This is a genomic window from Corynebacterium afermentans subsp. afermentans, assembly GCF_030408355.1.
In the GTDB taxonomy this organism is placed as follows: domain Bacteria; phylum Actinomycetota; class Actinomycetes; order Mycobacteriales; family Mycobacteriaceae; genus Corynebacterium; species Corynebacterium afermentans.
The window spans coordinates 2,252,459-2,274,836 of the sequence record NZ_CP046606.1 but is presented as its reverse complement, the minus strand read 5'-3'; the positions used below and the strand labels follow the sequence as shown (position 1 = coordinate 2,274,836).

Annotated in this window: 22 protein-coding genes and 1 rRNA gene; 17 read left to right on the top strand and 6 right to left on the bottom strand. The window is 63.5% G+C overall.

Annotation, left to right across the window (positions count from 1 at the left end):
• The first annotated feature begins 2 nt into the window (after window positions 1-2).
• The 9 genes from CAFEA_RS10810 to CAFEA_RS10770 all read left to right on the top strand — a co-directional run bounded on the left by CAFEA_RS10810 (window position 3) and on the right by CAFEA_RS10770 (window position 7,915).
• Complete coding sequence (locus tag CAFEA_RS10810; protein WP_063937114.1) at window positions 3-191, top strand: hypothetical protein; 189 nt, start codon at window positions 3-5, stop codon at window positions 189-191.
• A 111-nt stretch (window positions 192-302) separates the two neighbouring features.
• The gene (locus CAFEA_RS10805; protein ID WP_159437634.1) at window positions 303-1,274 is read left to right on the top strand and encodes a hypothetical protein; all 972 of its coding nucleotides are present in this window, start codon (window positions 303-305) and stop codon (window positions 1,272-1,274) included.
• Window positions 1,275-1,752: 478 nt separating this feature from the next.
• Window positions 1,753-2,049: a 30S ribosomal protein S6 gene (gene rpsF / locus CAFEA_RS10800; RefSeq protein ID WP_063937112.1), complete on the top strand. Its 297-nt coding sequence runs from the start codon at window positions 1,753-1,755 to the stop codon at window positions 2,047-2,049.
• A 51-nt stretch (window positions 2,050-2,100) separates the two neighbouring features.
• A complete protein-coding gene (locus CAFEA_RS10795; RefSeq protein WP_063937111.1) occupies window positions 2,101-2,742 on the top strand; it encodes a single-stranded DNA-binding protein in 642 nt (213 codons plus the stop codon).
• Window positions 2,743-2,790: 48 nt separating this feature from the next.
• Window positions 2,791-3,243, top strand: coding sequence for a 50S ribosomal protein L9 (gene rplI / locus CAFEA_RS10790; RefSeq protein ID WP_034996538.1), 453 nt, complete (start codon window positions 2,791-2,793; stop codon window positions 3,241-3,243).
• A gap of 132 nt (window positions 3,244-3,375) precedes the next feature.
• Complete coding sequence (locus tag CAFEA_RS10785) at window positions 3,376-4,137, top strand: chymotrypsin family serine protease (protein ID WP_063937110.1); 762 nt, start codon at window positions 3,376-3,378, stop codon at window positions 4,135-4,137.
• Window positions 4,138-4,139: 2 nt separating this feature from the next.
• Window positions 4,140-4,826, top strand: coding sequence for an AAA family ATPase (locus CAFEA_RS10780; RefSeq protein WP_063937109.1), 687 nt, complete (start codon window positions 4,140-4,142; stop codon window positions 4,824-4,826).
• Window positions 4,823-5,500 carry an AAA family ATPase gene (locus CAFEA_RS10775; protein WP_034996532.1) on the top strand — a complete coding sequence of 226 codons (678 nt, stop codon included), beginning with the start codon at window positions 4,823-4,825 and terminating at the stop codon, window positions 5,498-5,500. Before CAFEA_RS10780 ends, CAFEA_RS10775 begins: the two co-directional genes overlap by 4 nt.
• Window positions 5,501-5,854: 354 nt before the next feature.
• Window positions 5,855-7,915: a RecQ family ATP-dependent DNA helicase gene (locus CAFEA_RS10770; RefSeq protein ID WP_063937108.1), complete on the top strand. Its 2,061-nt coding sequence runs from the start codon at window positions 5,855-5,857 to the stop codon at window positions 7,913-7,915.
• On the opposite strand, the gene CAFEA_RS10765 is transcribed toward CAFEA_RS10770, so the two are convergent.
• Complete coding sequence (locus CAFEA_RS10765; protein WP_143313313.1) at window positions 7,886-8,305, bottom strand: hypothetical protein; 420 nt, start codon at window positions 8,303-8,305, stop codon at window positions 7,886-7,888. The genes CAFEA_RS10770 and CAFEA_RS10765 overlap by 30 nt on opposite strands.
• Window positions 8,306-8,688: 383 nt before the next feature.
• Here CAFEA_RS10765 and dnaB point away from each other — a divergent pair, with 383 nt between their 5' ends.
• Both dnaB and CAFEA_RS10755 read left to right on the top strand, forming a co-directional pair.
• Window positions 8,689-10,206 (top strand): replicative DNA helicase, encoded by a 1,518-nt coding sequence (dnaB, locus tag CAFEA_RS10760; RefSeq protein WP_063937106.1) that lies wholly within the window; start codon window positions 8,689-8,691, stop codon window positions 10,204-10,206.
• Window positions 10,207-10,312: 106 nt separating this feature from the next.
• Window positions 10,313-10,501, top strand: coding sequence for a hypothetical protein (locus tag CAFEA_RS10755; protein ID WP_034996521.1), 189 nt, complete (start codon window positions 10,313-10,315; stop codon window positions 10,499-10,501).
• Window positions 10,502-10,519: 18 nt separating this feature from the next.
• Here CAFEA_RS10755 and CAFEA_RS10750 read toward each other — a convergent pair whose 3' ends face one another.
• From CAFEA_RS10750 to CAFEA_RS10735, 4 genes are read right to left on the bottom strand one after another with little or no spacing between them, the layout of a single operon-like run.
• Window positions 10,520-11,833: an MFS transporter gene (locus tag CAFEA_RS10750; protein WP_063937105.1), complete on the bottom strand. Its 1,314-nt coding sequence runs from the start codon at window positions 11,831-11,833 to the stop codon at window positions 10,520-10,522.
• 39 nt (window positions 11,834-11,872) lie between these two features.
• Window positions 11,873-14,143, bottom strand: a complete 2,271-nt coding sequence (locus CAFEA_RS10745) for a heavy metal translocating P-type ATPase (protein ID WP_063937104.1) — start codon at window positions 14,141-14,143, stop codon at window positions 11,873-11,875.
• 21 nt (window positions 14,144-14,164) lie between these two features.
• On the bottom strand, window positions 14,165-14,365 hold the full coding sequence (locus CAFEA_RS10740) for a heavy-metal-associated domain-containing protein (RefSeq protein WP_063937103.1): 201 nt from the start codon (window positions 14,363-14,365) through the stop codon (window positions 14,165-14,167).
• Between the two features lie 12 nt (window positions 14,366-14,377).
• Window positions 14,378-14,578 carry a hypothetical protein gene (locus CAFEA_RS10735; protein WP_063937102.1) on the bottom strand — a complete coding sequence of 67 codons (201 nt, stop codon included), beginning with the start codon at window positions 14,576-14,578 and terminating at the stop codon, window positions 14,378-14,380.
• A gap of 121 nt (window positions 14,579-14,699) precedes the next feature.
• Between CAFEA_RS10735 and trxA the strand changes: the two genes are divergently transcribed.
• On the top strand, window positions 14,700-15,071 hold the full coding sequence (trxA, locus tag CAFEA_RS10730; protein WP_034996507.1) for a thioredoxin: 372 nt from the start codon (window positions 14,700-14,702) through the stop codon (window positions 15,069-15,071).
• A gap of 88 nt (window positions 15,072-15,159) precedes the next feature.
• On the top strand, window positions 15,160-16,131 hold the full coding sequence (locus CAFEA_RS10725; RefSeq protein ID WP_082855626.1) for a PspA/IM30 family protein: 972 nt from the start codon (window positions 15,160-15,162) through the stop codon (window positions 16,129-16,131).
• A gap of 259 nt (window positions 16,132-16,390) precedes the next feature.
• Here the strand turns inward: CAFEA_RS10725 and CAFEA_RS10720 are convergent, their stop codons facing one another.
• Window positions 16,391-17,788 (bottom strand): NYN domain-containing protein, encoded by a 1,398-nt coding sequence (locus tag CAFEA_RS10720; protein ID WP_063937101.1) that lies wholly within the window; start codon window positions 17,786-17,788, stop codon window positions 16,391-16,393.
• A 183-nt stretch (window positions 17,789-17,971) separates the two neighbouring features.
• Between CAFEA_RS10720 and CAFEA_RS10715 the strand changes: the two genes are divergently transcribed.
• From CAFEA_RS10715 to CAFEA_RS10700, 4 genes are all read left to right on the top strand, one after another.
• The gene (locus CAFEA_RS10715; RefSeq protein ID WP_063937100.1) at window positions 17,972-18,346 is read left to right on the top strand and encodes a GntR family transcriptional regulator; all 375 of its coding nucleotides are present in this window, start codon (window positions 17,972-17,974) and stop codon (window positions 18,344-18,346) included.
• The gene (locus tag CAFEA_RS10710; protein ID WP_063937099.1) at window positions 18,343-19,101 is read left to right on the top strand and encodes an ATP-binding cassette domain-containing protein; all 759 of its coding nucleotides are present in this window, start codon (window positions 18,343-18,345) and stop codon (window positions 19,099-19,101) included. The genes CAFEA_RS10715 and CAFEA_RS10710 overlap by 4 nt, the downstream gene beginning before the upstream one ends.
• The gene (locus CAFEA_RS10705) at window positions 19,101-20,099 is read left to right on the top strand and encodes a hypothetical protein (RefSeq protein ID WP_063937098.1); all 999 of its coding nucleotides are present in this window, start codon (window positions 19,101-19,103) and stop codon (window positions 20,097-20,099) included. The genes CAFEA_RS10710 and CAFEA_RS10705 overlap by 1 nt, the downstream gene beginning before the upstream one ends.
• Before the next feature lie 554 nt (window positions 20,100-20,653).
• Window positions 20,654-22,170 (top strand): 16S ribosomal RNA (locus CAFEA_RS10700).
• Window positions 22,171-22,378 lie beyond the last annotated feature (208 nt).

Below are 22,378 nucleotides of genomic sequence, written 5' to 3'. Positions count from 1 at the left end.
CGATGAACGCCACCACAATCCTGGGCATCGCCTCCATCGTGGTGGCGTTTTTCCTGTTCAGTGCCTCGTTCTACTGTGCGGTGAAGGGGCGGAAGCGAACGTCGATAAGCTTCGGCTTAGTGGCGTTCCTCTTCATGACCGTTATCCCGGTCTCCCTCGCCCTCTTCTCGGCGGTGCCCAACCCGCACTAGGCGGAAATGTGACCCACATCGCGCCCAATGCGAGTGCGCGGAAGTGCAGTTGAAAATATCATGTGGGTGACCTGTTTGTTTCCGGAATTCCGGTGCCTGAAGGGATTTGTGTTGAAGACTCGCATTCTCGCCTCCCAACTCGTTGTCGCGCTCGCCGTCAGTGGTATCGCGCCCTCGGCCATCGCCGCCACTGTTGGCCCGAACGGCGGGCGGATGTCGATTGCTCCGAACGGCTTCTGCACGGTGGCTCTGAATTCTCAAGAAGCGGAAACCTACGCCACCTGGTTCAATCTTCGCGCTAAGGCCGTGTATGCCAAAGCGGCGGTAGAAGCATTCGAGCGGTTGTACCCGGGCACGGATCAACTTGCGCAGGAGTTTCGTGAGGAACCGTCGCTTGCAAAGCTTGTCGACGCTCACGCGAACCACGCATACAGCGAACTCTCCGTTTTGGGTGAGAGGCAGGATCAGACCGAGGAGCGCTACGTGGCCCGCCTTCAGCAACTGGGCCTGGAAGTAGGGGCGGCAAAGCATCTCGTAGGGGAGCTCACAGAGGCTGCGATCGCGGAAGCGAGGCCGAAGGCGAAGCCCAGTGACATGGCCGAGCGTGAGATGTCTGCCCCCAGTCACGAGGATGCTGCCGTCGTTCGTGGGAAGCGCGTGAACCGGCAGGATTTTGAAGACGCGGCATGGGGCGCCTTTGTCGCGGAAGCGAACCTGTCTGGCGGGGAGCGCTCCAAGTTCCGCGAGACGTTCCTTGCCGTCAAGGATGTGCAGCTGGCGGTAGGTGCGACAACGGCGTACCTGGAGGTTGATATGCAGGCTCGGGTCGCGTGTGCCGACGGAGGCAATCTCAAGGTGAAGTATCCGGCCAGCGTAGAAGAGTTGGAAAAATGGAACATCGACTCGTTGCGGGGCCCGGGCGCTCCAGGTGGACTCGATGATTCTGGCTCTACGGTTGAAGGTGGGGTGCTCACTGCGGTCACCATTGCTGTCGGCGTCCTTGCAGCACTCGGCATCGCAGTCGCTTTTGGGGCGCCGATGCTGGGGATCCAGCTGCCAGGGTTGCCGACGCTGCCGTTCTAGCCGGTAACTTCTCGGCGGTGCCCAACCCGCACTAGCCGGATTTTGTACGAATCAACATTTCGGCCGATTCCCGCGTTGCAAACGTGCAGGTCAGGTTTTGGCCCCGTTGATTCGTACACAAAGTGGGTCCGCACCAATAGTTGGTGGACCCGGGGTTGTCCGCAATGCGGAGTCCTGGCGGGCTGGATTCGTAAAAGCTGACGATCGGGCCGTTTTGGCGTCGCGTTTACCCAGGTCGCGAAATCGAATCGTCAACTTTTGCGAGCAGCCGCTCCGACGCGCCCCAGATTGCTGGGTGCGCACCAATAGTTGGTGGTGGCGAGATTGTCCGCAATGCGGAGTCCGCGCACGCTCGCGGGAAACCTAAGGTTTTGAGCTGGGTAAACCGTGGGGTAGTCTGTTCGGGTTGCTTGACGCAACGACCCTCCTGCCATGACCACAAGGGTGATGGCCGAAACAATCAAGACCATAGGAGGTGATGAGGTCCGTGCGTCACTACGAAGTAATGATCATCCTCGATCCGCAGCAGGATGAGCGCACCGTTGCCCCGTCCCTGGATAAGTTCCTGGAGACCGTCCGCAAGGACAACGGCAAGGTGGAAAACGTTGATGTGTGGGGCAAGAAGCGTCTTGCTTACCCGATCAACAAGAAGGAAGAGGGCATCTACGCCGTTATCAACCTCGACTGCGAGGCTGACACGGTCAAGGAGCTCGACCGCGTGCTGAACCTGAACGAGAACGTTCTGCGTACCAAGGTTCTGCGTACCGATAAGTAAGAACCGGTAGGCTCAGAAACCACACGATCAGCAGGTAGGAAGGTTTAGGACATGGCTCAAGGCGATACCCCCATTACCGTTGTCGGCAACTTGGTTGCGGACCCGGAGCTGCGCTTCATCCCGAGCGGCGCCGCAGTTGCGAATTTCCGCATCGCGTCAACGCCCCGCACTTTCAACCGGGAGACGAACCAGTGGGAAGACGGCGAAGCCCTGTTCCTGACCTGCAACTGCTGGCGCCAGATGGCGGAAAACGTCGCGGAGTCCCTGGCCAAGGGCATGCGCGTTGTTGTCACCGGCAAGCTGCGTCAGCGCTCCTACCAGACCAAAGAGGGCGAAAACCGCACCGTGCTCGAGGTCGAGGTCGACGAGGTCGGCCCGTCCCTGAAGTACGCCAGCGCGTCTGTCACCCGCAACCCGCGTGAGGGCGGTGCGGGCGGCTACGGCGGCGGCAACCAGGGAGGCCAGCGCGGCGGTTTCGGTGGAAACCAGGGCGGTTTCAACCAGGGCGGCCAGGGCCAGAACCAGGGCCAGAATCAGGGCCAGGGTGGCTACAACCCGGCAAACGGCGGCTTCGGCGGCCAGAGCCAGGGCCAGGGCAACCCGAACCAGTCCCAGCCTCAGCATGATCCGTGGGGTTCCGCCCCTGAGGCCGGCGGTTTTTCCGGCGGCGCGGGCGATGAGCCACCGTTCTAAACGACAACCACACATCAAGCATTTTTCACCATAAGGAAGGTTAGGATTATGAAGCTGATCCTCACCGCTGCCGTCGAGAAGCTTGGCGAGCCTGGAGAGGTCGTCGAGGTCAAGGACGGTTACGGACGCAACTTCCTGCTCCCGCGCGGCCTGGCTATCCCGGCTACCCGCGGCGCAGAGAAGCAGATTGAAGACATTAAGCGTGCCCAGGCTGAGCGCGAGGTCCGCGACCTGGATCACGCGAAGGAGCTGCGTGACCAGCTCGACCAGCTCAAGGGCGTCAAGGTTGCTGTGCGCACCGCTAACAACGGCAAGCTGTTCGGCTCTGTGAAGCCGGCTGACATTGCTGAGGCCGTGAAGGCTGCTGGCGGCCCGAACCTGGATAAGCGCCGCATCAACGTGCCGAAGGGCCTTGTTACCAAGACCGGTGGTTACCAGGTCAAGGTCAATCTCCACGATTCCGTGGAGGGCAAGGTGAACTTCGAGGTCGTAAGCGCATAAAGCATTCGCTTATCGACGACTGCTCCGCCTGAGAACGGATAACGCAGTCCAACGACAACAGCATTTGAGGCGCGGGTCCCACTTGTGAGGAGTGGGGCCCGCGCCTTTTTGTGTGCCGATACAATACCGCCCATGACGTTTTCCGTGGCGCGCCGTGCGCGCACTTTGGCCGTGTCCCTCCTGCTTGCGGCGGCTACCGCGGTTGGTCTTGCCGCCCCGGCGCAGGCGGTGGCTGTCTATGCCGGCGATAGCATCCGCGTCGCCTATAGCGACGGTTCCCGCTACGGCTGTTCCCTCAACACGGTGGCGCACCGCGACGGGCGGGCTTATGGCGTGACGGCGGGCCACTGTTTAGCGCCTATCGGTGGCGCGGTGCCGGTGGCGGTTTACGCGGCGGATAACCGCACGAAGATCGCAGGCGACCTGCGCGATTCGGGTTATGAGATGCGCGGCGACAACACGCTGGGAAGCCCGCTTCGCGACGTCGCCTGGTTCCCGCTGGACGGCGGAGTCACAAACGCTGCGGCTGCCCGTGGCGGGGCGGTGGATATCCCGGTCATCGGCGCGGTAAACCCGCTGTCGGATGCTGTTCAGCGGATCAACCCCACCCGCCGTGTGGCGGGCTACCACCCGGTGACTGCGGTGAAGCCGGGCCAGATTGTGTGCAAGGACGGCGCGCGCACCTCGCGCACTTGCGGTCCTGTGCTGAAGGTGAACCCGGACACCGGTGAGCTGGCGGTACTGATCCTGGCGCTGCACGGCGATTCCGGCGGGCCGGTCTACACCGTGAACCCGGACGGCAGCGCCAACATCATCGGCGTGGTCTCCGGCACGGCGTTCGGAGTGCTGCTCGCGGTGGACGGTCTTCTGCCGCTGCCGGCGAACCTGAGGTAGCGGTGTTTCTTACCGCGATCCGCATCGACGCGCCGGTGGGCGGCTATGCCCGTGATCTGCCGGTGGTGCGTCGGTTGGCCGATAGGCCGCTTGAACTCGCGCAGACCACGATCCTCACCGGAGACAACGGTTCCGGTAAGTCCACGCTTGTAGAGGCCATTGCGGTGGCCGCCGGTGCCAACGCCGCGGGCGGGTCGCGCCACGCCCGCTTTGAGGCCGCGGACCACTCCCAGTTGCACGCCTCGCTCACGCTGACCCGCCGTGAAAACCCGCGCGATGTGTTTTTCCTTCGCGGCGAAACCTACCTCGACCTTGCCGAATACCACGAGTCCCTCGGCCCCAGGGACCGGTTGCACGACCTCACCCGACGCAGTCACGGACAGGGCATCATGCGCATGGCCCGCGAACGCTTCAGCCCGGGCTCGCTGGTCATTCTGGACGAGCCCGAAGACGGATTGTCGGTGTTTTCGCAGCTCGAGCTGCTCGGCCTGCTGGCGGTGTTGACCCGCCGGGGCGCGCAGGTGCTCATAGCCACGCACTCCCCGGTGCTGCTTGCCGTCCCCGACGCCCGCATCGTGTCCGTCCCCACGCTAGAGCCTGTGCTTTTCCGCGACTGCGAGCCCGTCACCGCTACCCAGGAGTTCGTCCGCGACCCAGCCGGCACAGCAAGGTTTTTGGTGGAGCCATGATGTTTCTCGAACACGTCTCGGTTGACCCGGCGGCGGCCCCGGCATGGGCGCTCGACGCGCCGGCAGTAGGTTTCGTCGCGGAGTTCGGCCTCCCGTTTACCCGCCCGATCACGCTGCTCACCGGCGGAAATGGGGTGGGAAAGTCCACCCTGCTTGAGGGGATTGCGCGGGCGTGGGGGTTTGCGGTGGAAGGCGGTACGTGGGGCGTCGGTAAGTCTGGCCCCCGCGACCCGATGTTTGGCGCGCTTAAGCTGCGGACCGGGCCGCGCGCGAAGGCCGGGTACTTCTTGCGTGGCGAGACGCACACGCGCGTGACGGAGTTCGGCGGCCGGTCGCACGGGGAGTCCGTGATGGAGCTGACCTCGCGGCTTATCCCGGATGCGCTGTACCTGCTGGACGAGCCCGAATCGGGGCTGTCCCCAGTGGCGCAGATGGCACTGGTGGCGCAGTTGCATGCGCTAGGGGAGGCGGGTGCGCAGGTGATTGCGGTGACGCACTCGCCGATCGTGCTGGGTGTACCGGGCGCGGAGATCGTGGAAGTCGGTGAGCATGGCATGGATCGCGGCCTGGCGGTGGAAGACACGCTCGCGTTCCGGGCGATGCGCGACTTTCTGGCAGATCCGGAGGGCATCGCTGAATACATGGCGGACTGGGCGGAAGACGAGCTGGGTTAGCTGGCTAGCTCCTGTAAGCGAGCAGCGATATCGGATACTTCAGGGTGCCCATATCTTTGATATGGAATCCCCGGAGTTCGACCCATTCGGCGATGATTTCGACCTGGAAGAGTGAGCGAGGATCCGTCATGCGTCCTTCAACCGGTCCATGAGTCTCGATCGGCTCTGGAAAATGCGATCCAGCTCAGCATGGGCGTGCCTACGAGCTTCTTCCTTCTCCCATTCCTGGTGAACCAAGCGAAGCAAGGTCTGTTGCTTGTGTCCGTCTCAAATTCAGCGCCATGGTTGCAATAGTACTGTTTCGGTACCATTGTTCGAACACCCGTGTCGGGGTCGTGGTATATGGTGTGCGGCATGACTGCGACACGCGAACAAGCGGACGAACTTCTCAAGGGCATCGCGGGGCCCCACGCCGCGTTGCGCGACGACCAGTGGACGGCCATCGATTCCCTTGTCAACCAGCGCAAACGCATGCTGGTGGTGCAACGCACGGGTTGGGGGAAATCGGCGGTGTACTTCATCGCCGCGAAGCTGTTGCGCGAGGCGGGCGAAGGCCCATCCATCATCGTCTCGCCCCTGCTCGCGTTAATGCGCAACCAGGTCGAAGCGGCCGCACGCGCCGGCATCCGGGCGGCCACGATCAACTCCGCAAACATGACGCAGTGGGAGGAGATCCAGGCGGGCGTCGACGACCTGGACCTGCTCCTGATCAGCCCGGAGCGCCTCAACGCGCCGGGTTTCCGCGAGGAGGTGCTGCCGCAGCTCGCGCGGTCCGTCGGCATGCTGGTTGTGGACGAGGCCCACTGCATCTCCGACTGGGGGCACGATTTCAGGCCGGATTACCGGCGCATTGCGTTGCTTATCAGCGACCTGCCGGCGAACACCCCCGTCCTCGCCACCACCGCGACGGCGAACGACCGCGTGGTGGCCGACGTCGTCGCTCAGCTCGGGGAGGGCACCGGCGTGCTCCGCGGCGGGCTGGACCGCGAATCCCTGTCACTGAACGTGGTGCGTTTGAGTGACCCCACCCAGCGCGCCGCTTGGATCGCGCAGTACCTGGCGCAGGTGGAAGGCTCCGGCATCATTTACTGCCTCACCGTGGCCGCCGCGCACGACCTGGCGGAGGCGCTGGAGACCGCCGGTTGGAACGTGGCCGCCTACACCGGCCGTACCGAGGCGGAGGAACGCGAGCGCCTCGAGCAGGCGCTGATTAACAACGAGTTGAAAGCCCTGGTGGCCACCTCGGCGCTCGGCATGGGGTTTGACAAGCCGGACCTCGGTTTCGTGGTGCACCTAGGCGCGCCGAGCTCGCCGGTGAGCTACTACCAGCAGATCGGCCGCGCCGGGCGCGCCACCGACCACGCCGAGGTGGTGCTGTTGCCCGGCCCGGAAGACCAGCGCGTGTGGGAGTACTTCGCGTCCGTGTCCATGCCGGAGGAGCCAGTGGTTAAGCAGCTGCTGGGGGCGCTCGGTGACGAGCCGGTGTCCACCCCGAAGCTGGAAAACGCCGTGGATTTGTCGCGCTCGCGCATCGATCAGGCGCTGAAGGTGCTCGACGTCGACGGCGCGGTGCGCCGCGTCAAAGGCGGCTGGGTTGCCACTGGCGAGCCCTGGGCCTATGACCACAAGCGCTACGACGGCCTGGCGGACGCCCGCGGGCGCGAACAGAACCTCATGCTGGCCTACGAGACCACGGACGCCTGCCGCATGGTGTTTTTGCGCAGCGAGCTGGACGATCCAACGATCGGGCAGGGGGAGCGCTGCGGGCGCTGCGACAACTGCACAGGCAACCACCTACCCACGGACGTGGATCCGGCGCTCGCCGAGCGCATAGACGCCCGCCTGAAAGCCCCCGGTGTGCCACTCAGCCAGCGCAAGATGTGGCCGACGGGCTCCGCCCGACGCGGCAAAATCAAAGGCGTTCAGGCGGGCAAGGCGCTCGGCCGGCTCAACGACGTCGCCCGCGGCCCCGCCCTGGCTCAGCTTCTGCGCGACAACGCCTACCGTCCCGCCACGAACTGGCGCGACGACCAGTGGCTCACCCGCTTCGTGGCGGTGCTGGCGGACTGGGACTGGGACACACGCCCTGCGACGGTGATCGCGCTCGGGTCGGCGGATCCGGCGAGGGCGGAGATGGTCGCCTCCACCGCGGAGGCGCTCGCCCGCGTCGGACAGATGTCCTACGGCGGGGCAGTGCGCGCCGGGGAGACCGAGGTTCAGGCGCGTAACTCCGCCTTCCGCGTCAATGCGCTGGACCGGTACTTCGACTACTCGGGGCTCGACGTGGGCGAGGGCCCGGTGTTGCTGCTTGCCGGCGAGGTGGATTCCGGCTGGTCGGTCACCGTTGCCGCAGCCGATATCGCCGAGCGATTCGGTGTGGAGGTGCTACCGCTGACGTTCGCCTCGCGCGCGTGACGTCCTCGCTGCTGTCTGCGCAACGGCCGAGCCGAGCAGGATGAGTAAGCCGAGAGGGATGAGGTACAGAAACAGGTTGATGACCGGCAGCGACATGCCCGCCTGGTACTCCTCCCAAAAGACGTGGCCGGTGGAGCCCAGGCCCACAAGTAGGCAGGCAGTGGCGATCCAGACGGCCACGGTGGTACCGCGCTGCGCGCGGGTTGCGCGGGTGTATGCGGCCGCCCAGCCGACAGAGCCCACGCTTGTCAGAACGACAACGCCGATCCCGATGAGGCATGTTGTGGCGTGGGTGAGCCTGTCACCGGCGAGTCCGATCCCCGCGACAAACGCGCCCGGCACGGCTACCACGGAAGCGAGATACGCCCAGAGAATGCTTCGAGCAGACATGGTGAAGAGCATAGGAAAGTGCTCTGGAGGCGTGCTGACGGAAGACGTAAAGCAGTGTGGATAAGTGGTCAGTTATACAGCCTGGGTAGGGGATAGGTTGTCCACTCGAGTGGACATTTCGTGGTTGTCAAATGCCGTGGTCAACGGAGTTATCCACCTATATCGTCACTATCTACTGGTGTGAAAATATACATGTCTACCTGGTAAAATGTGCTCTTTACCAGGGGTTCAAGAAGCTGAATTCACACAAATTCCACACCGCAAACCCCAACCCTGTGGAAAACTCACCCGCACATTTCCCAATTGTTCACAGCCCCTGTGGATAACTCGGTTTGCGGTTTGCGTTACGGGGTAGTCTCATACACACAGCGAAAGGGGAGACCATGGGTGCAGACGACAGCTTCGACGACTACGTGCCGCCGCCAGAGCCAGCCGCGGATTTCGGGGACTTCAGCGACTCCGACTTTGAGGCGTTCCAAGGCAACAATGGCAGCTCGAAGGGGCGCGGCGGGCGGGGCGGCAGCTCGTCGAGAAGCAACCGCTACTCCAACTTCAACCGCGGCAACAACGAGCTGCAGGAGTACCGCACCCCGCCGCACGACGAGCTGGCGGAGCGCTCCGTCATCGGCGCGATGCTGCTCAACCCGGACGTCATCTTGGATGTGGCGGAAAGCCTGCGCCCGGACGACTTCTACTTCCCGGCGCACCAGCTGATCTACCAGGCGGTGCTGGACCTATTCGCGCAGGGCAGCAACATCGACGTGCTGATCGTCGCCGGCCGCTTAGACCGCATTAACGAGCTCGAGCGCGTCGGCGGCGCGCCTTACCTGCACACGCTGATCTCTGAGGTGCCGACGGCCGCGAACGCGCGCTACTACGCGGAGATTGTGGAGGAGAAGTCGATCCTGCGCCAGCTGGTCAACGCCGGCACGCAGGTGGTGCAGCTCGGCTACGAGGGCGAAGAGGGCATGGAGGTCGACGCCATCGTCGACCATGCCCAGCAGAAGGTCTTCAACATCACCCGCAACCAGTCGGGCGAGGATTACCGCCCGCTGTCGGACCTGCTCAAGCCGACAATCGACGAGCTGACCATGATCGCCTCGGGCGGTGCGCTCGAGGCGGGCGTGCCCACCGGGTTCATCGACCTGGACAAGCTCACCAACGGCCTGCACGCCGGCCAGATGATCATCATCGCGGCGCGACCGGGTGTGGGTAAGTCCACGCTCGCGCTGGACTTCATGCGCTCCTGCTCCATCCACCAGAACAAGACGTCCGTGATCTTCTCTCTGGAGATGAGCGCCTCCGAGATCATCATGCGCATGCTGTCCGCGGAGACGGAGATCAAACTCTCCGCGATGCGCTCGGGCCAGATGGAGGAGCGCGACTGGGAGAAGCTCACCCACCGCCTCACCGAGATCCAGGACGCGCCGCTGTTTATCGACGACTCGCCGAACCTCACCATGATGGAGATCCGCTCCAAGGCGCGCCGCCTGAAGCAGCAGCACGGCCTCGACCTCGTGGTGGTGGACTACCTGCAGCTAATGAGCTCCGGCAAAAAGGTCGAGTCCCGCCAGCAGGAGGTCTCGGAGTTCTCCCGCCACCTCAAGCTCCTAGCCAAGGAGCTCGAGGTGCCCGTGATCGCCATCTCCCAGCTCAACCGTGGCCCGGAGGCGCGCACCGACAAGCGCCCGCAGCTCGCTGACCTGCGTGAGTCCGGCTCGCTGGAGCAGGACGCCGACATGGTGTTCCTGCTCTACCGCCCGGACTCACAGGACCGCGACGACGAGCGCGCGGGCGAGGCGGACATCATCGTGGCGAAGCACCGCGGCGGCCCGATCGACACGATTCCGGTGGCGCACCAGCTGCACTACTCGCGCTTCGTCAACATGGCGCACGGCTAGTAAACCTGCCCTATGAACAGTTAGGCATGGCTTTCCAACGGTGACACGCTGCGAAAACGCGTTTATGATTCAACAGCACAACGCCGAAGTAGCAAAGGAGAAAGCCATGACCGTGCGTTCCATCAACGGCCCCGCCGCCTGCGCGAGCACGGTGGCCAAGCTCGACCCCAGCATTACCGTTGCCAAGACGGGGGAGAACACCCTCCTGCTCAACCTGCCGCGAAACATCGAGGAGATCGACAAGGCGACGGAGGACAAGTCGCTGCTGTCCCGCATTTCGCGCTTCTTTGCTTAGCGACGAGCTCCGCTTTCCCTAGCCAATCGCCACCCCACGCTGCTCCGGCAGCGTAAACGCCGCCACGCAGGCCAGCGCGAAGGCGGCGGCGAACACCCCGAATACCGCCGTCGAGCCGCCTAAGGCGAGCACCGGCGGGACAATCAGTGGTGCGAGAATAGAACCGATGCGCCCGAACGCCGCGCCCGCGCCCGTGCCGGTCGCGCGGATAGCGGTGGGGTAAAGCTCTGGGCCGATCGCGTACAGGGCGCCCCACGCCCCGAGGTTGAAGAAGCTGAGCAGGCAGCCCGCGGTGATGATCTGCCATTCGGCGCTGGCCATGCCGTACGCGAACGCGGACAGTGCCGAGCCGGCGAGGAAGCTTGCGAGCGTGACGCGGCGCCCCCACCGCTCGATGAGCCAGGCGGCCGCGGCGTAGCCGGGCAGCTGCGCCAGGGTGATGATCAGCGTGAAGGTGAACGATCGCACCAGCGAGAACCCCTGCTCCACGAGCAGCGACGGGATCCAGATGAACGCGCCGTAGTAGGAAAGGGACACGCAGAACCAGATCACCCAAAACGCGGCGGTGCGCCCGCGCAGGTCCGGGCCCCAGATGCCGCCGTTGACGTGCTGTTCTTGCGGTGGCGCGGCGGTGTCGTAGTCCGTGGGGTCAGCCTCGGACTCGAAGTCGCGGACGATCCGCTCGGCCTCGTCGTGCCGGCCCACTGATTCGAGGAAGCGCACGGACTCCGGCAGCCCCATGCGCACGTAGATCGCGTACAGCGCCGGTGCTGCGCCGAGCGCGAAGCCCCAGCGCCAGCCGTTGTCGCTTTGCGCTACTACGAAGGTGCCGATGGCGGCGGCCATGATCCAGCCCACCGCCCAGAACGCCTCAAGCAGCACGACCATGCGGCCGCGCACCCTGCGTGGCGAAAACTCGCTGACCAGCGTGGACGCCACCGGCAGCTCCGCACCGAGCCCGAGGCCCACCAGGAAGCGGAACACCATCAGGGACGCCACCGACCACGCCAGCGCCGACGCGCCCGTGGCTAGGCCGTACAGCAGCAGCGTCGCGGCGAAGACTTGGCGCCGGCCGATTTTGTCGGCGAGCAGCCCGCCCAAGCTCGCGCCGACCGCCATGCCGACGAACCCGATTGAGGCGATCCAGCCGGTGGTGGTGTTGTCCAAATTCCACTGCGCGGCCAGTGCGGCGAGGATGAAGGACACCAGGCCGATGTCCATCGCGTCCAACGCCCAGCCGATGCCGGAGCCGACCAGAAGGCGTTTGTGTTTTCGGGTGACCGGCAGGCGGTCGAGGCGCTCAGTGCGGGTGAGCTGATCGGGAGAGTTCATCCGGGGGAGTGTAGATCGCGCCGCACCGCCCTTCACCCGCTAATATTCACGTGCGTGAGATGAGACCGAGTTAAACGCCCGCAGCCGCAGCGAGTTCGACACCACGAACACGGAACTCAACGCCATAGCGATACCCGCGAGCATCGGGTTGAGGAAGCCCAGCGCCGCCACCGGGATGAGGATGACGTTGTAGGCGAACGCCCAAAACAGGTTGCCCTTGATCGTCCTCAACGTTTTGCGCGACAGCCGGATCGCGTCGGCCGCGGAGGTCAGCGAGTTGCGCATAAGCGCAATGTCCGCGGCCTCGATGGCCACGTCCGTGCCCGCGCCCATGGCCAAGCCCAGGTCCGCCTGGGCCAGCGCGGCGGCGTCGTTGACGCCGTCGCCGACCATGGCCACGTGCTTGCCTTCGGCCTGCAGGCGCTTAACTACCTCCACCTTGTCTTCCGGCAGGACACCAGCGGTGACGTTCGCCGGGTCGATGCCCACCTCCGCCGCGACAGCTGCGGCCGCGCCGGCGTTGTCGCCGGTGAGCAAGTGAGGCGTCAGCCCCAGGTCACGCAGCTGCGCCACAGCGTCTGCGGAATCCTCCTTCACGGTGTCGCGCACAGCAACAAGTCCTGCCAGGGCACCGTCCACCTCAACGGCCACCGGGGTCGCTCCAGCGCGCTCGGCGTCCTCAAAGGCGCCTGCCAGTCCGTCGAGCGGAACGGAGGGGCGGCCGACGCGGACCGGGCGACCGTCGATAAGCGCGGACGCTCCCTTGCCCACCTCATTCTGGAAGTTCTCCGAAGCCGGCACGTCGCTGGCGGCCTCCACGATGGCGCGGGCGATCGGGTGCTCGGAGCCAGCCTCCACGCCCGCGGCGAGGCGCAAGACTTCGCCCTCCTCGAAGCCGTCAGCTGCGACGACGTCCGCAACTCCCATTTCGCCCGAGGTGATCGTGCCGGTCTTATCCATGACCACCGTGTCCACCTGGCGGGTGGATTCGAGCACCTCAGGGCCCTTGATCAGAAGCCCCAGCTGGGCGCCGCGGCCGGTGCCCACCAGAATCGCGGTCGGGGTGGCAAGGCCGAGCGCGCACGGGCAGGCGATGATCAACACCGCCACCGCAGCCGTGAACGCGTGGGCAACACTGTGGCCCACCAGCAGGTGCCCTGCCAGCGTCACCACCGCAACCAACACCACCGCCGGGACGAAGACCTGCGAGATCTTGTCCACTAGCCGTTCCACCGGCGCCTTGCCGGCCTGCGCGTCGCGCACGAGTTTGCCCATCTGCGCGAGCGTGGTCTCGGCGCCGACGCGGGTGGCCTCAACCACCAGCCGGCCTGAGGTGTTCAGCGTCGCGCCGGTGACCGCGGAGCCCTCGGAGACCTCCACCGGGACAGACTCGCCGGTGAGCATCGACTCGTCCACCGCCGAGTGCCCGGACACTACGCGCCCGTCCGTGGCGACCTTTTCGCCCGGCCGCACGATGAACCTGTCACCCACCGCCACCTGGGCAATCGGCACGCGAACTTCCTTGCCGCCCCGGATCACCGCGGCGTCTTTGGCCCCCATGTCCAACAGCTCGCGCAGCGCCTCGGAGGACTGCCCCTTCGCCCGGGTTTCAAACCACCTGCCTAGCAGCAGGAACGTAATCACCACACACACGGATTCGAGGTAAATCTCGTCCATGCCCGCGTGCGAGGGGAAGATTGACATCTCCATGACCATCCCCGGCTCGCCCGCGTTGCCGAAAAACAGCGCCCACACGGACCACAGGTACGCCGCGGAGGTGCCCAGCGTGATCAGTGTGTCCATCGTCGCCGCGCCGTGCTTCAGGTTCACCCAGGTCGCGCGGTGAAATACGCTGCCCGCGGCGAAAAACACCAGCGTCGCCGCCGCAAACGCCGCCCACTGCCAATTCGTGAACTGCAGCGCCGGCACCATGCTCACCACCATCACCGGCAGCGACACCAGCGCCGCCCAAATCGTGGTGCGTTTCAGCTTTTCGGCTTCCTCCAGGCGCGCGTCTTCGAGCTTCTCGCTTGTCGACGCCCCTTCGGCCCCCGCCGCCTCACCCCCCACCGCGCCATCAGTCATTTCAAACGCGTCGTACCCGGCGGAGCGCACTTCGTCGATAAGCAACTGCGACGACGCCTTCGCCGGATCGAAATCGACCGTGGCGGTTTCGGTGGAGTAATTCACCGAGGCGTCCACACCGTCGAGCTTGTTCAATTTGCGCTGCACGCGCGAAGAGCACGACGAGCAGGTCATCCCCGTAACGCCTAGCTCGACGTGCTGCAATGCTATGGGGGTTTCAGTCATAACCCCCACCCTAGGCCCGACTTAGGCCAGTGTGTAACCGGCCTCTTTCACCGCGGCCGCGATGTCGTCGGTGGAGTAGCCGTCGCCCTCGACCGTGACCTTTCCGGTGGTGTGGTCCGCCTTCACCGCGGTGACGCCTGCGACGTCGGAGATCTCCTCCTGCACGCTCATTTCGCAGTGTCCGCAGGTCATGCCTTCAACGTTGAACTCGCGTCCGGCCATGGTGTGTCCTCCTTAAATCTCGATTACGTAGCCGGCGTTTTTCGCCGCCTGCACAATATCTTCGTCGGCGAAGGTGAAGCCGACAACGGTGAGGTGCCCGGCCTCGAGGTCCAAATCCACCTCGTGGGTGCCGTCCACCAGCGACAGTTCATCTTTGAGCGAATCGACCGCGACGTCGTCCTTCGGACCCGAGATCCGGTACGTCTTCGTCATGGCTGCTGCTCGCCTCCTGGTTTCCACTCGTTCCAGCCCGGCTTGGAATAGCTCGGACATTGTTAGGGTTGTACCCGTTGCAATCTCTACAACAATAACCAAAAGCTTTAAGGAGTGTACTTTGAGCACGATCGATGTAACCGAGGACACTTTCCAGGAGACCGTTACCCAGGACGGAATCGTGTTTGTGGATGCATGGGCGGACTGGTGCGGCCCGTGCAAGCAGTTCGCGCCGACGTATGAGAAGGCCTCTGAGAAGCACACCGACGTCACCTTCGCCAAGCTCGACACTGAGGCCAACCAGCAGCTCGCTTCCGCCCTGGAAATCCAGGCGATCCCGACGCTGATGGCGTTCCGCGATGGCATCCTGATCTTCCAGAACGCAGGGGCCTTGCCGCCGGCCGCGTTCGACGACCTTGTCCAGCAGGTCAAGGACCTCGACATGGATGATGTTCGCCGCCAGATCGCCGAGCAGAACGCCACCGAGCAGTAGGGTTTTTTATTCAGCGCCCGCAAGACGGGCGCTTTTTTCATGCGTACACTTGCTTAACGACGAATCCCACCACCGGAAGGACACTCCAATGGCGAACCCGTTTAGCAAGGGCTGGAAGTACCTCATGCAGTCGTTCGACACCAAGATCGACCAGAACGCAGACCCGAAGGTGCAGATCCAGCAGGCGGTTGCAGCAGCAAAAGAGCAGCACAAGGCAATCTCCGAGCACGCAGCCAACATCATCGGCAACCGCAACCAGCTGCAGATGAAGATGGAGCGTCTGATCAAGTCCCAGGAGGACCTGCAGAACAAGGCGCGCACCGCCCTGCAGGCCGCCCAGAAGGCGGAGGCAGCCGGCGACGCTGAGAAGTCTCAGCAGTTCAACAATGCCGCCGAGGTCATCGCCACCCAGCTGGTGTCCGTGGAGCAGGAGCTCGAGCAGACCAAGCAGGCCTACGCCTCTGCCGACCACGCCGCCAAGGAAGCCCAGGCGAAGCAGCAGCAGTCCGAGGCGAACCTGAAGGAGCAGCTCTCCCAGGTGGGCCAGCTCGAGTCTCAGCTCAACCAGGCCCGCATGCAGGAGCAGACGGCCAAGACCATGGACTCGATGAACCAGTTCAACGACGACAACGTTCCCACCCTCGACGGTGTGCGCGACAAGATCGAGCGCCGCTACGCCAACGCGTTGGGCCAGCAGGAGCTGATGAAGGACTCCATGACTGATCGCATGGCCGAGATCGAGTCCGGCTCCACCGACGCCGCCGCCGCCAGCCGCCTGGACCAGATCCGCGCGTCCCTGTCCGGTGAGCTTGAGGCCGGCTCCGGTGCTGGTGCCGGTGCTGGCGACGCTGACCGCCAGCTCGAGGCGGGCCCGGGTGAGGGCTCGCAGGGCGAAGCGGTGCAGGGCGAAGCGGTGCAGGGCGAAGCGGCGCAGGCGGAGGCCGCCGAGCCAGCCGTCGAGCAGAAGCCGTCCGGCAGCTCCCGCCGCGTCGCCGCCGACGCCCCGAAGACCGACGACATCCTCGCCGACGCCGAGAAGTACATGCGCGACGAGGACTAATCGCCTCCAACTAGCAGATCACAAACGGCCGCCTGACAGATTACGGCGCGAAGTGTCGGCGCCCTAGCGGATTGGTTCACTCGATGAGACCTGATCAGTGAATTATTTCCCACTTGGACGGTTGAATAATTCACTATCCCCAGGTCGTCTAAAACTCACGGCGGGATAGTTCACAAGCGAGTGAACTATCTCGCAATTGGGTCGGAAAAGGCGCCCCGAAGGCCGAAACCCCGGGGCGCCGCGAAATGCCGGAACCGCGTTAGCTCTCCCGGCGGATGTTGATGAGTACGCCGCGGATGCCGGAGTGGAACCCGTCGCGAAGGTTGACGCGCTGGGTCTCGGACAGGGTGTACTCGTGCAGGGTCTCGCAGGCGAACTGCAGCAGCGGCCTGTCGATCTCCGGGGGGAGCCCGCCGCCGGAGAGGAGGTGGGCGTTGTCCCGCTGTTCGCTGGAGGCGGCGTTTTCAAACCACCAGTTGGCGTATTGCTGCCCTACGTCGTAGGGGGTTTGGAAGCCGGCGGAGGTCCACACTTCCTCGGGCAGCGGCACGTAGCGGGAGCGCAGCTTGCGTCGCGGAGCCATCATCGAAGGCTTCGGCGCAGGCTTGGGGCCCGGCTTCGGCGCGCTCCCCGGCGTGTCCGATTTGGTGCCGGCGAGCGATGCAGGCGACGGCTTCGCGCCGCTGGCGGTGTCCGAAGAAGACGGAGCCGACGGGGCCGATCCGGCCGACTCGCTGGAGACATTCTGGTTGCCGGGTTTATTCGACTCGTTGTTGGCTTCCACCTGCGCCTCGGACGGCTCATCCATTTCTGGCTCGTCCGGGCGGTGGGTGCGTTGCTGCGGCGTTGGAGTGCCCACGATGTCGGACGGCTTCGGCACGCCACCGGGCTTGGGCGCCGGTTTCGGCGCGGCCTGCGCCGGCTGGTCGCCGTCTCGGCTGTCGTCGTCGGCTGCGTCCGAGCCGTCCCCCGAAGTGCCCGTAGCCTCAGAAACCGCGTCCGGCCCGAGCGGGTCTGGGCCCAGCCCTGGAACCTCGGTGGGGCCGACGGCTTCTTCAAGCGGAGCAGCGTCGTTAAGCGGGCGCTCTCTGATGCTCGGCGGCAGCGGGCCCTCGAGCACCTGGAGGCGCATGGCGTCGGCGAAGTCTTCGCGCGGGTCCAGGATGGTGGTGCTGTCGCAGGCGTGGCGCAGGGCGGAAGACATGGAGTCCCAGCCGAAGCCGTAGAGGTGCATGCGCGCGCCACGGCTGGTCACTTCCTCGACACCGGGGATCATGTCCGCGTCGCCGGAGACCAGCACGAAGTCGGTGAAGTTCTCGCTCATGCCGTTGATGACAAGGTCGGCGACAAGGCGGGTGTCCACGCCTTTTTGGGTGCGGCGCTCGCCCCACTCGATGAGTTGACCGGTGCGTAGTTGCACGCCGTCGCAGGTGCGAAGCGCCCGTTGGTAGCGGTGCGGGCCGGAGTCGGGGATGCCGTCGTACCAGAACTGGCGGTGGATTGGTTGGTTGAGTTGGTTGGTGATCATTTTGCCGAGGGTTGCCACAACCTCCGGCAGGTCAATTTCTAACTGTGCCCGGGCGCCGATTTCCCACGAGTTGTAAAAGCTCGCGAGCAGGTATGACGTGTCGACGAACACAAGTGTGCGTTCAAGCATGGCTCCTAAATTCCGATTCTTTTTCGTTACTAAGTTGAGTTACACGCACCATCTTGCCTGAAAAGCCTCAGTCATTCCACGTCGTAATCATCACGGTTTGCTGCGAAGCTGTTGCGCTCGACAGATCGCCGTGATAGTCAGTTAGTTACTCGAGTAACTAACCAATCAACCGGAGGGCAGGGCATGAACACTGACGCAGAGCCGCTCTTCGTGCAGATCGCCAGTTTCGTCGCCGACCTCATCGTCGACGGCACCCTGAAACCCGGCGAGCAAGCACCGTCGACGAATCAGCTCGCCCAGTTCCACGAAATCAATCCCGCGACGGCGCGCAAGGGGCTTGCATTGCTTGTCGACGATCACGTGCTGGAAAAACGCCGCGGCCTCGGCATGTTCGTCACCGACGGGGCCCGCGACCGAATCCTGGCCAAGCGCCGGGAGGACTTCGCCGGTGACTACATCGCCCCGCTCATCGACGAAGCCCTGCACCTGGGCTACACCCGCTCCGACCTCCACGACCTAATCGACCGCGTCGCAGAAAGCAGAGGCATGTACCAATGACCATCCACACCCGCGACCTCACCCGCAGCTTCGGCTCCAAGGACGTGCTCACCGGCGTCGACCTGGATCTCGGCCCCGGCATCCACGGCCTGCTCGGCCGCAACGGCGTGGGAAAATCCACGCTGCTGCGCATCCTGTCCGGGCAACTCAAACCCACCTCCGGCACCGTCGAGGTGTTCGGCGTGCGCCCCTTCGACAACGCCTTCGTCATGGACAACACCTGCCTGACCGGCGTTGATACCGCTTACCCGGGCACGTGGTCCGGCGCGGATGTAATCAAGGGCGCGCGGTTGCGCTACCGCACCTGGGACCAGCAGCTTGCCGACGCGCTGACCGCCGACTTCGCCATGGATCAGGCATTGGAAACCCGCTACGGGAAGCTCTCCCGCGGGCAGCGCGCCATGATCGCCATCGTTATCGGGCTTGCGTCCGGCACCGATCTGCTGCTCCTGGACGAGCCCTACGTCGGCCTGGACACCCACAACACCGAGGTTTTCTACCGCCACCTGCTGGACCAGGCGGACACCGGCCACACCATCGTCATGGCCACCCACCACATCGAGGACGCCGCGAAGGTGCTGGATACGGCGGTGATTCTGGGGCGTGAGGGGGCCGTCGTCAAGCAATGTGCTCCCGAAGTCGCCGATGCCTTCGCGGTTGTGGGAGGGGAGCTTTTGCCTATCGACGACGCTCCGCGCCATGCCCGCCCCGCGCGCTTCGACGACCTCATCGAGCACTACCTGGAGGTGTACTGATGAACACGACCTTGCTCGGATTCTTCCGTCACCAGTTCGTCGCGTCCTCGCTGTACAGGCTGCTGTGGATGGTGCCGCTGGCGGCGATGTTTGCACTCAGCGCGACTATTGCGGACCACCCGCTTACTGCGGTGACGACGCCTGCATTTGTGACCCTCTTTGTGATCGGCGCGCTCTCGACGGAAGAGACGGCCTACGCGGCGTACGGCATGCCCCGGGATCGGCGGTTACGGCTGACCGCGATGGCGGTGGTGCCGGCGGTGGTGATTGGCGCGGTTGTTGCGTTGCTGCTGCGGCCCGATTGGGTTGGCGTGCTGGGCGCTCTAGGTGCGCTGGCGATGGGCCTGATCATGGGGCAGCGCTACGTCACCGGCGAGGTGCCGGAGACAAGCGAGCGTGTTCGGTCGCGCTTAGGCTCACGCGGCTTCCTTGCGGAGCTGGTGTGGAAACCGCAGCTGCTGTGGGCTTTGGGTATTGCGGCGGCGCATTGCGTGATGCTCTACCTGGCGAGCTTCATCGGTAGTGAGCCTTTGCGGTTGTGGATCGGGGCGTTGCCGCTGTTGGTTTGGTACGGCATGTATTGCATGCACGGCTCGGGAATCGCTGGCCCGGACGTGGGCGCGAGCTACGGGGTGCCACGACGGCGGTGGCTTGGAGTATCGCTCGCGGCATCAGTTGTCTCGGTGCTGTTCTATACGGTCATTGTTGGTGTTGTCTCGAGTTTGAGCTGGGCCGCGGTGGTGGTCGGCGCGGCGGGTGCCTTTGCCTGCGCCGTGCTGGGATCGGCCATGAAAACCCGGCGTAGCGATATGGGGCTGTTGCCGGCGATGTTCTTGGCCATCCCTATTTCGCGCGCGGCGGAAGAGGCGTCCTTTATGGGCGGGCATGTCGTGTATTGCCTGGGCGTATCGGGGCTGTTGCTGCTCATCGGCGTTGGCATGCACTGCGCGTATTTGGGTGGCTATATGAACCCCAAACAAGCACTTAAGAACACGTAAAAAAGGCTTGTGCGCTGCGGGTTTGTGTTGTGTGTGGGGTGTGTGTAACTTATATCGAGTCAGCGAGACCGACAACGCCCCGCTGGAGAGCGAAATGAGGTTCTCTGGTTTGTGTGGCGGGCAGGAAAACAATCGCTGGCGGATTCCAAAGTCACTTTGATGCTGGCTCACTGTGTGTGGGTTGGTGTTGGGTGTGCTGGTGTTGTTTGAGAACTCGATAGTGTGCCAATGTACTTTTGTTGCGTGGGTGTGTTTGCCTGCTCTTTTTGTGCACTGTGTGGTGGACGCCTTTTTGGGTGTGTGCCGGTGGTGGCGTGGTTGAATTCCAATGATGGATCGCGTCATCTTTTTTGGTTCATAGTGTGCGTGGGGTGTGGTTGAACATGTTTCACGTATTTTGATCGGCCCTGCTTTATAACCCCGTCGGGTTGGGGTCGGTTGTTGAACCTTGTAATTTTTGGATTTTTGCCAGTCCGGCGCCTGTTTGGGTGTTGGTTGGTTTGTTTTTGGTTGGGTATTGGGCTTTTCACGGCCTGTTTCTTTCTGAAACGTTTTTTGTGGAGAGTTTGATCCTGGCTCAGGATGAACGCTGGCGGCGTGCTTAACACATGCAAGTCGAACGGAAAGGCCAGTGCTTGCACTGGTACTCGAGTGGCGAACGGGTGAGTAACACGTGGGTGATCTGCCCTGCACTTCGGGATAAGCCTGGGAAACTGGGTCTAATACCGGATAGGACCACATTTTGGATGGTGTGGTGGAAAGTTTTTCGGTGTGGGATGAGCTCGCGGCCTATCAGCTTGTTGGTGGGGTAATGGCCTACCAAGGCGTCGACGGGTAGCCGGCCTGAGAGGGTGTACGGCCACATTGGGACTGAGATACGGCCCAGACTCCTACGGGAGGCAGCAGTGGGGAATATTGCACAATGGGCGCAAGCCTGATGCAGCGACGCCGCGTGGGGGATGACGGCCTTCGGGTTGTAAACTCCTTTCGCTAGGGACGAAGCTTTTTTGTGACGGTACCTGGAGAAGAAGCACCGGCTAACTACGTGCCAGCAGCCGCGGTAATACGTAGGGTGCGAGCGTTGTCCGGAATTACTGGGCGTAAAGAGCTCGTAGGTGGTTTGTCGCGTCGTTTGTGTAAGCCCGCAGCTTAACTGCGGGACTGCAGGCGATACGGGCATAACTTGAGTGCTGTAGGGGAGACTGGAATTCCTGGTGTAGCGGTGGAATGCGCAGATATCAGGAGGAACACCGATGGCGAAGGCAGGTCTCTGGGCAGTAACTGACGCTGAGGAGCGAAAGCATGGGTAGCGAACAGGATTAGATACCCTGGTAGTCCATGCCGTAAACGGTGGGCGCTAGGTGTGAGTCCCTTCCACGGGGTTCGTGCCGTAGCTAACGCATTAAGCGCCCCGCCTGGGGAGTACGGCCGCAAGGCTAAAACTCAAAGGAATTGACGGGGGCCCGCACAAGCGGCGGAGCATGTGGATTAATTCGATGCAACGCGAAGAACCTTACCTGGGCTTGACATACACCAGATCGCCGTAGAGATACGGTTTCCCTTTGTGGTTGGTGTACAGGTGGTGCATGGTTGTCGTCAGCTCGTGTCGTGAGATGTTGGGTTAAGTCCCGCAACGAGCGCAACCCTTGTCTTATGTTGCCAGCAATTCGGTTGGGGACTCGTGAGAGACTGCCGGGGTTAACTCGGAGGAAGGTGGGGATGACGTCAAATCATCATGCCCCTTATGTCCAGGGCTTCACACATGCTACAATGGTCGGTACAACGCGTTTGCGAGCCTGTGAGGGTGTGCTAATCGCTGAAAGCCGGTCGTAGTTCGGATTGGGGTCTGCAACTCGACCCCATGAAGTCGGAGTCGCTAGTAATCGCAGATCAGCAACGCTGCGGTGAATACGTTCCCGGGCCTTGTACACACCGCCCGTCACGTCATGAAAGTTGGTAACACCCGAAGCCAGTGGCCTGTTAAAGGGAGCTGTCGAAGGTGGGATCGGCGATTGGGACGAAGTCGTAACAAGGTAGCCGTACCGGAAGGTGCGGCTGGATCACCTCCTTTCTAAGGAGCTTTTATTTTGTGTGCCCACAGTTGTGGGTGTGTGTGGTTGAGTCGCCGAGTGTGTGACTGCCACTGTTTTTGTTTTTGCCGGGTGGAGGCATACCCGCAGGTCGCCGTGTCATCGAAGGTGGTGATGGGGGTGCCTGGTTGGGGTGTGTGCTGCGTGGTGTTGGGTTGGTGGATACACCGGTTTTGCGTGACAAAAGGG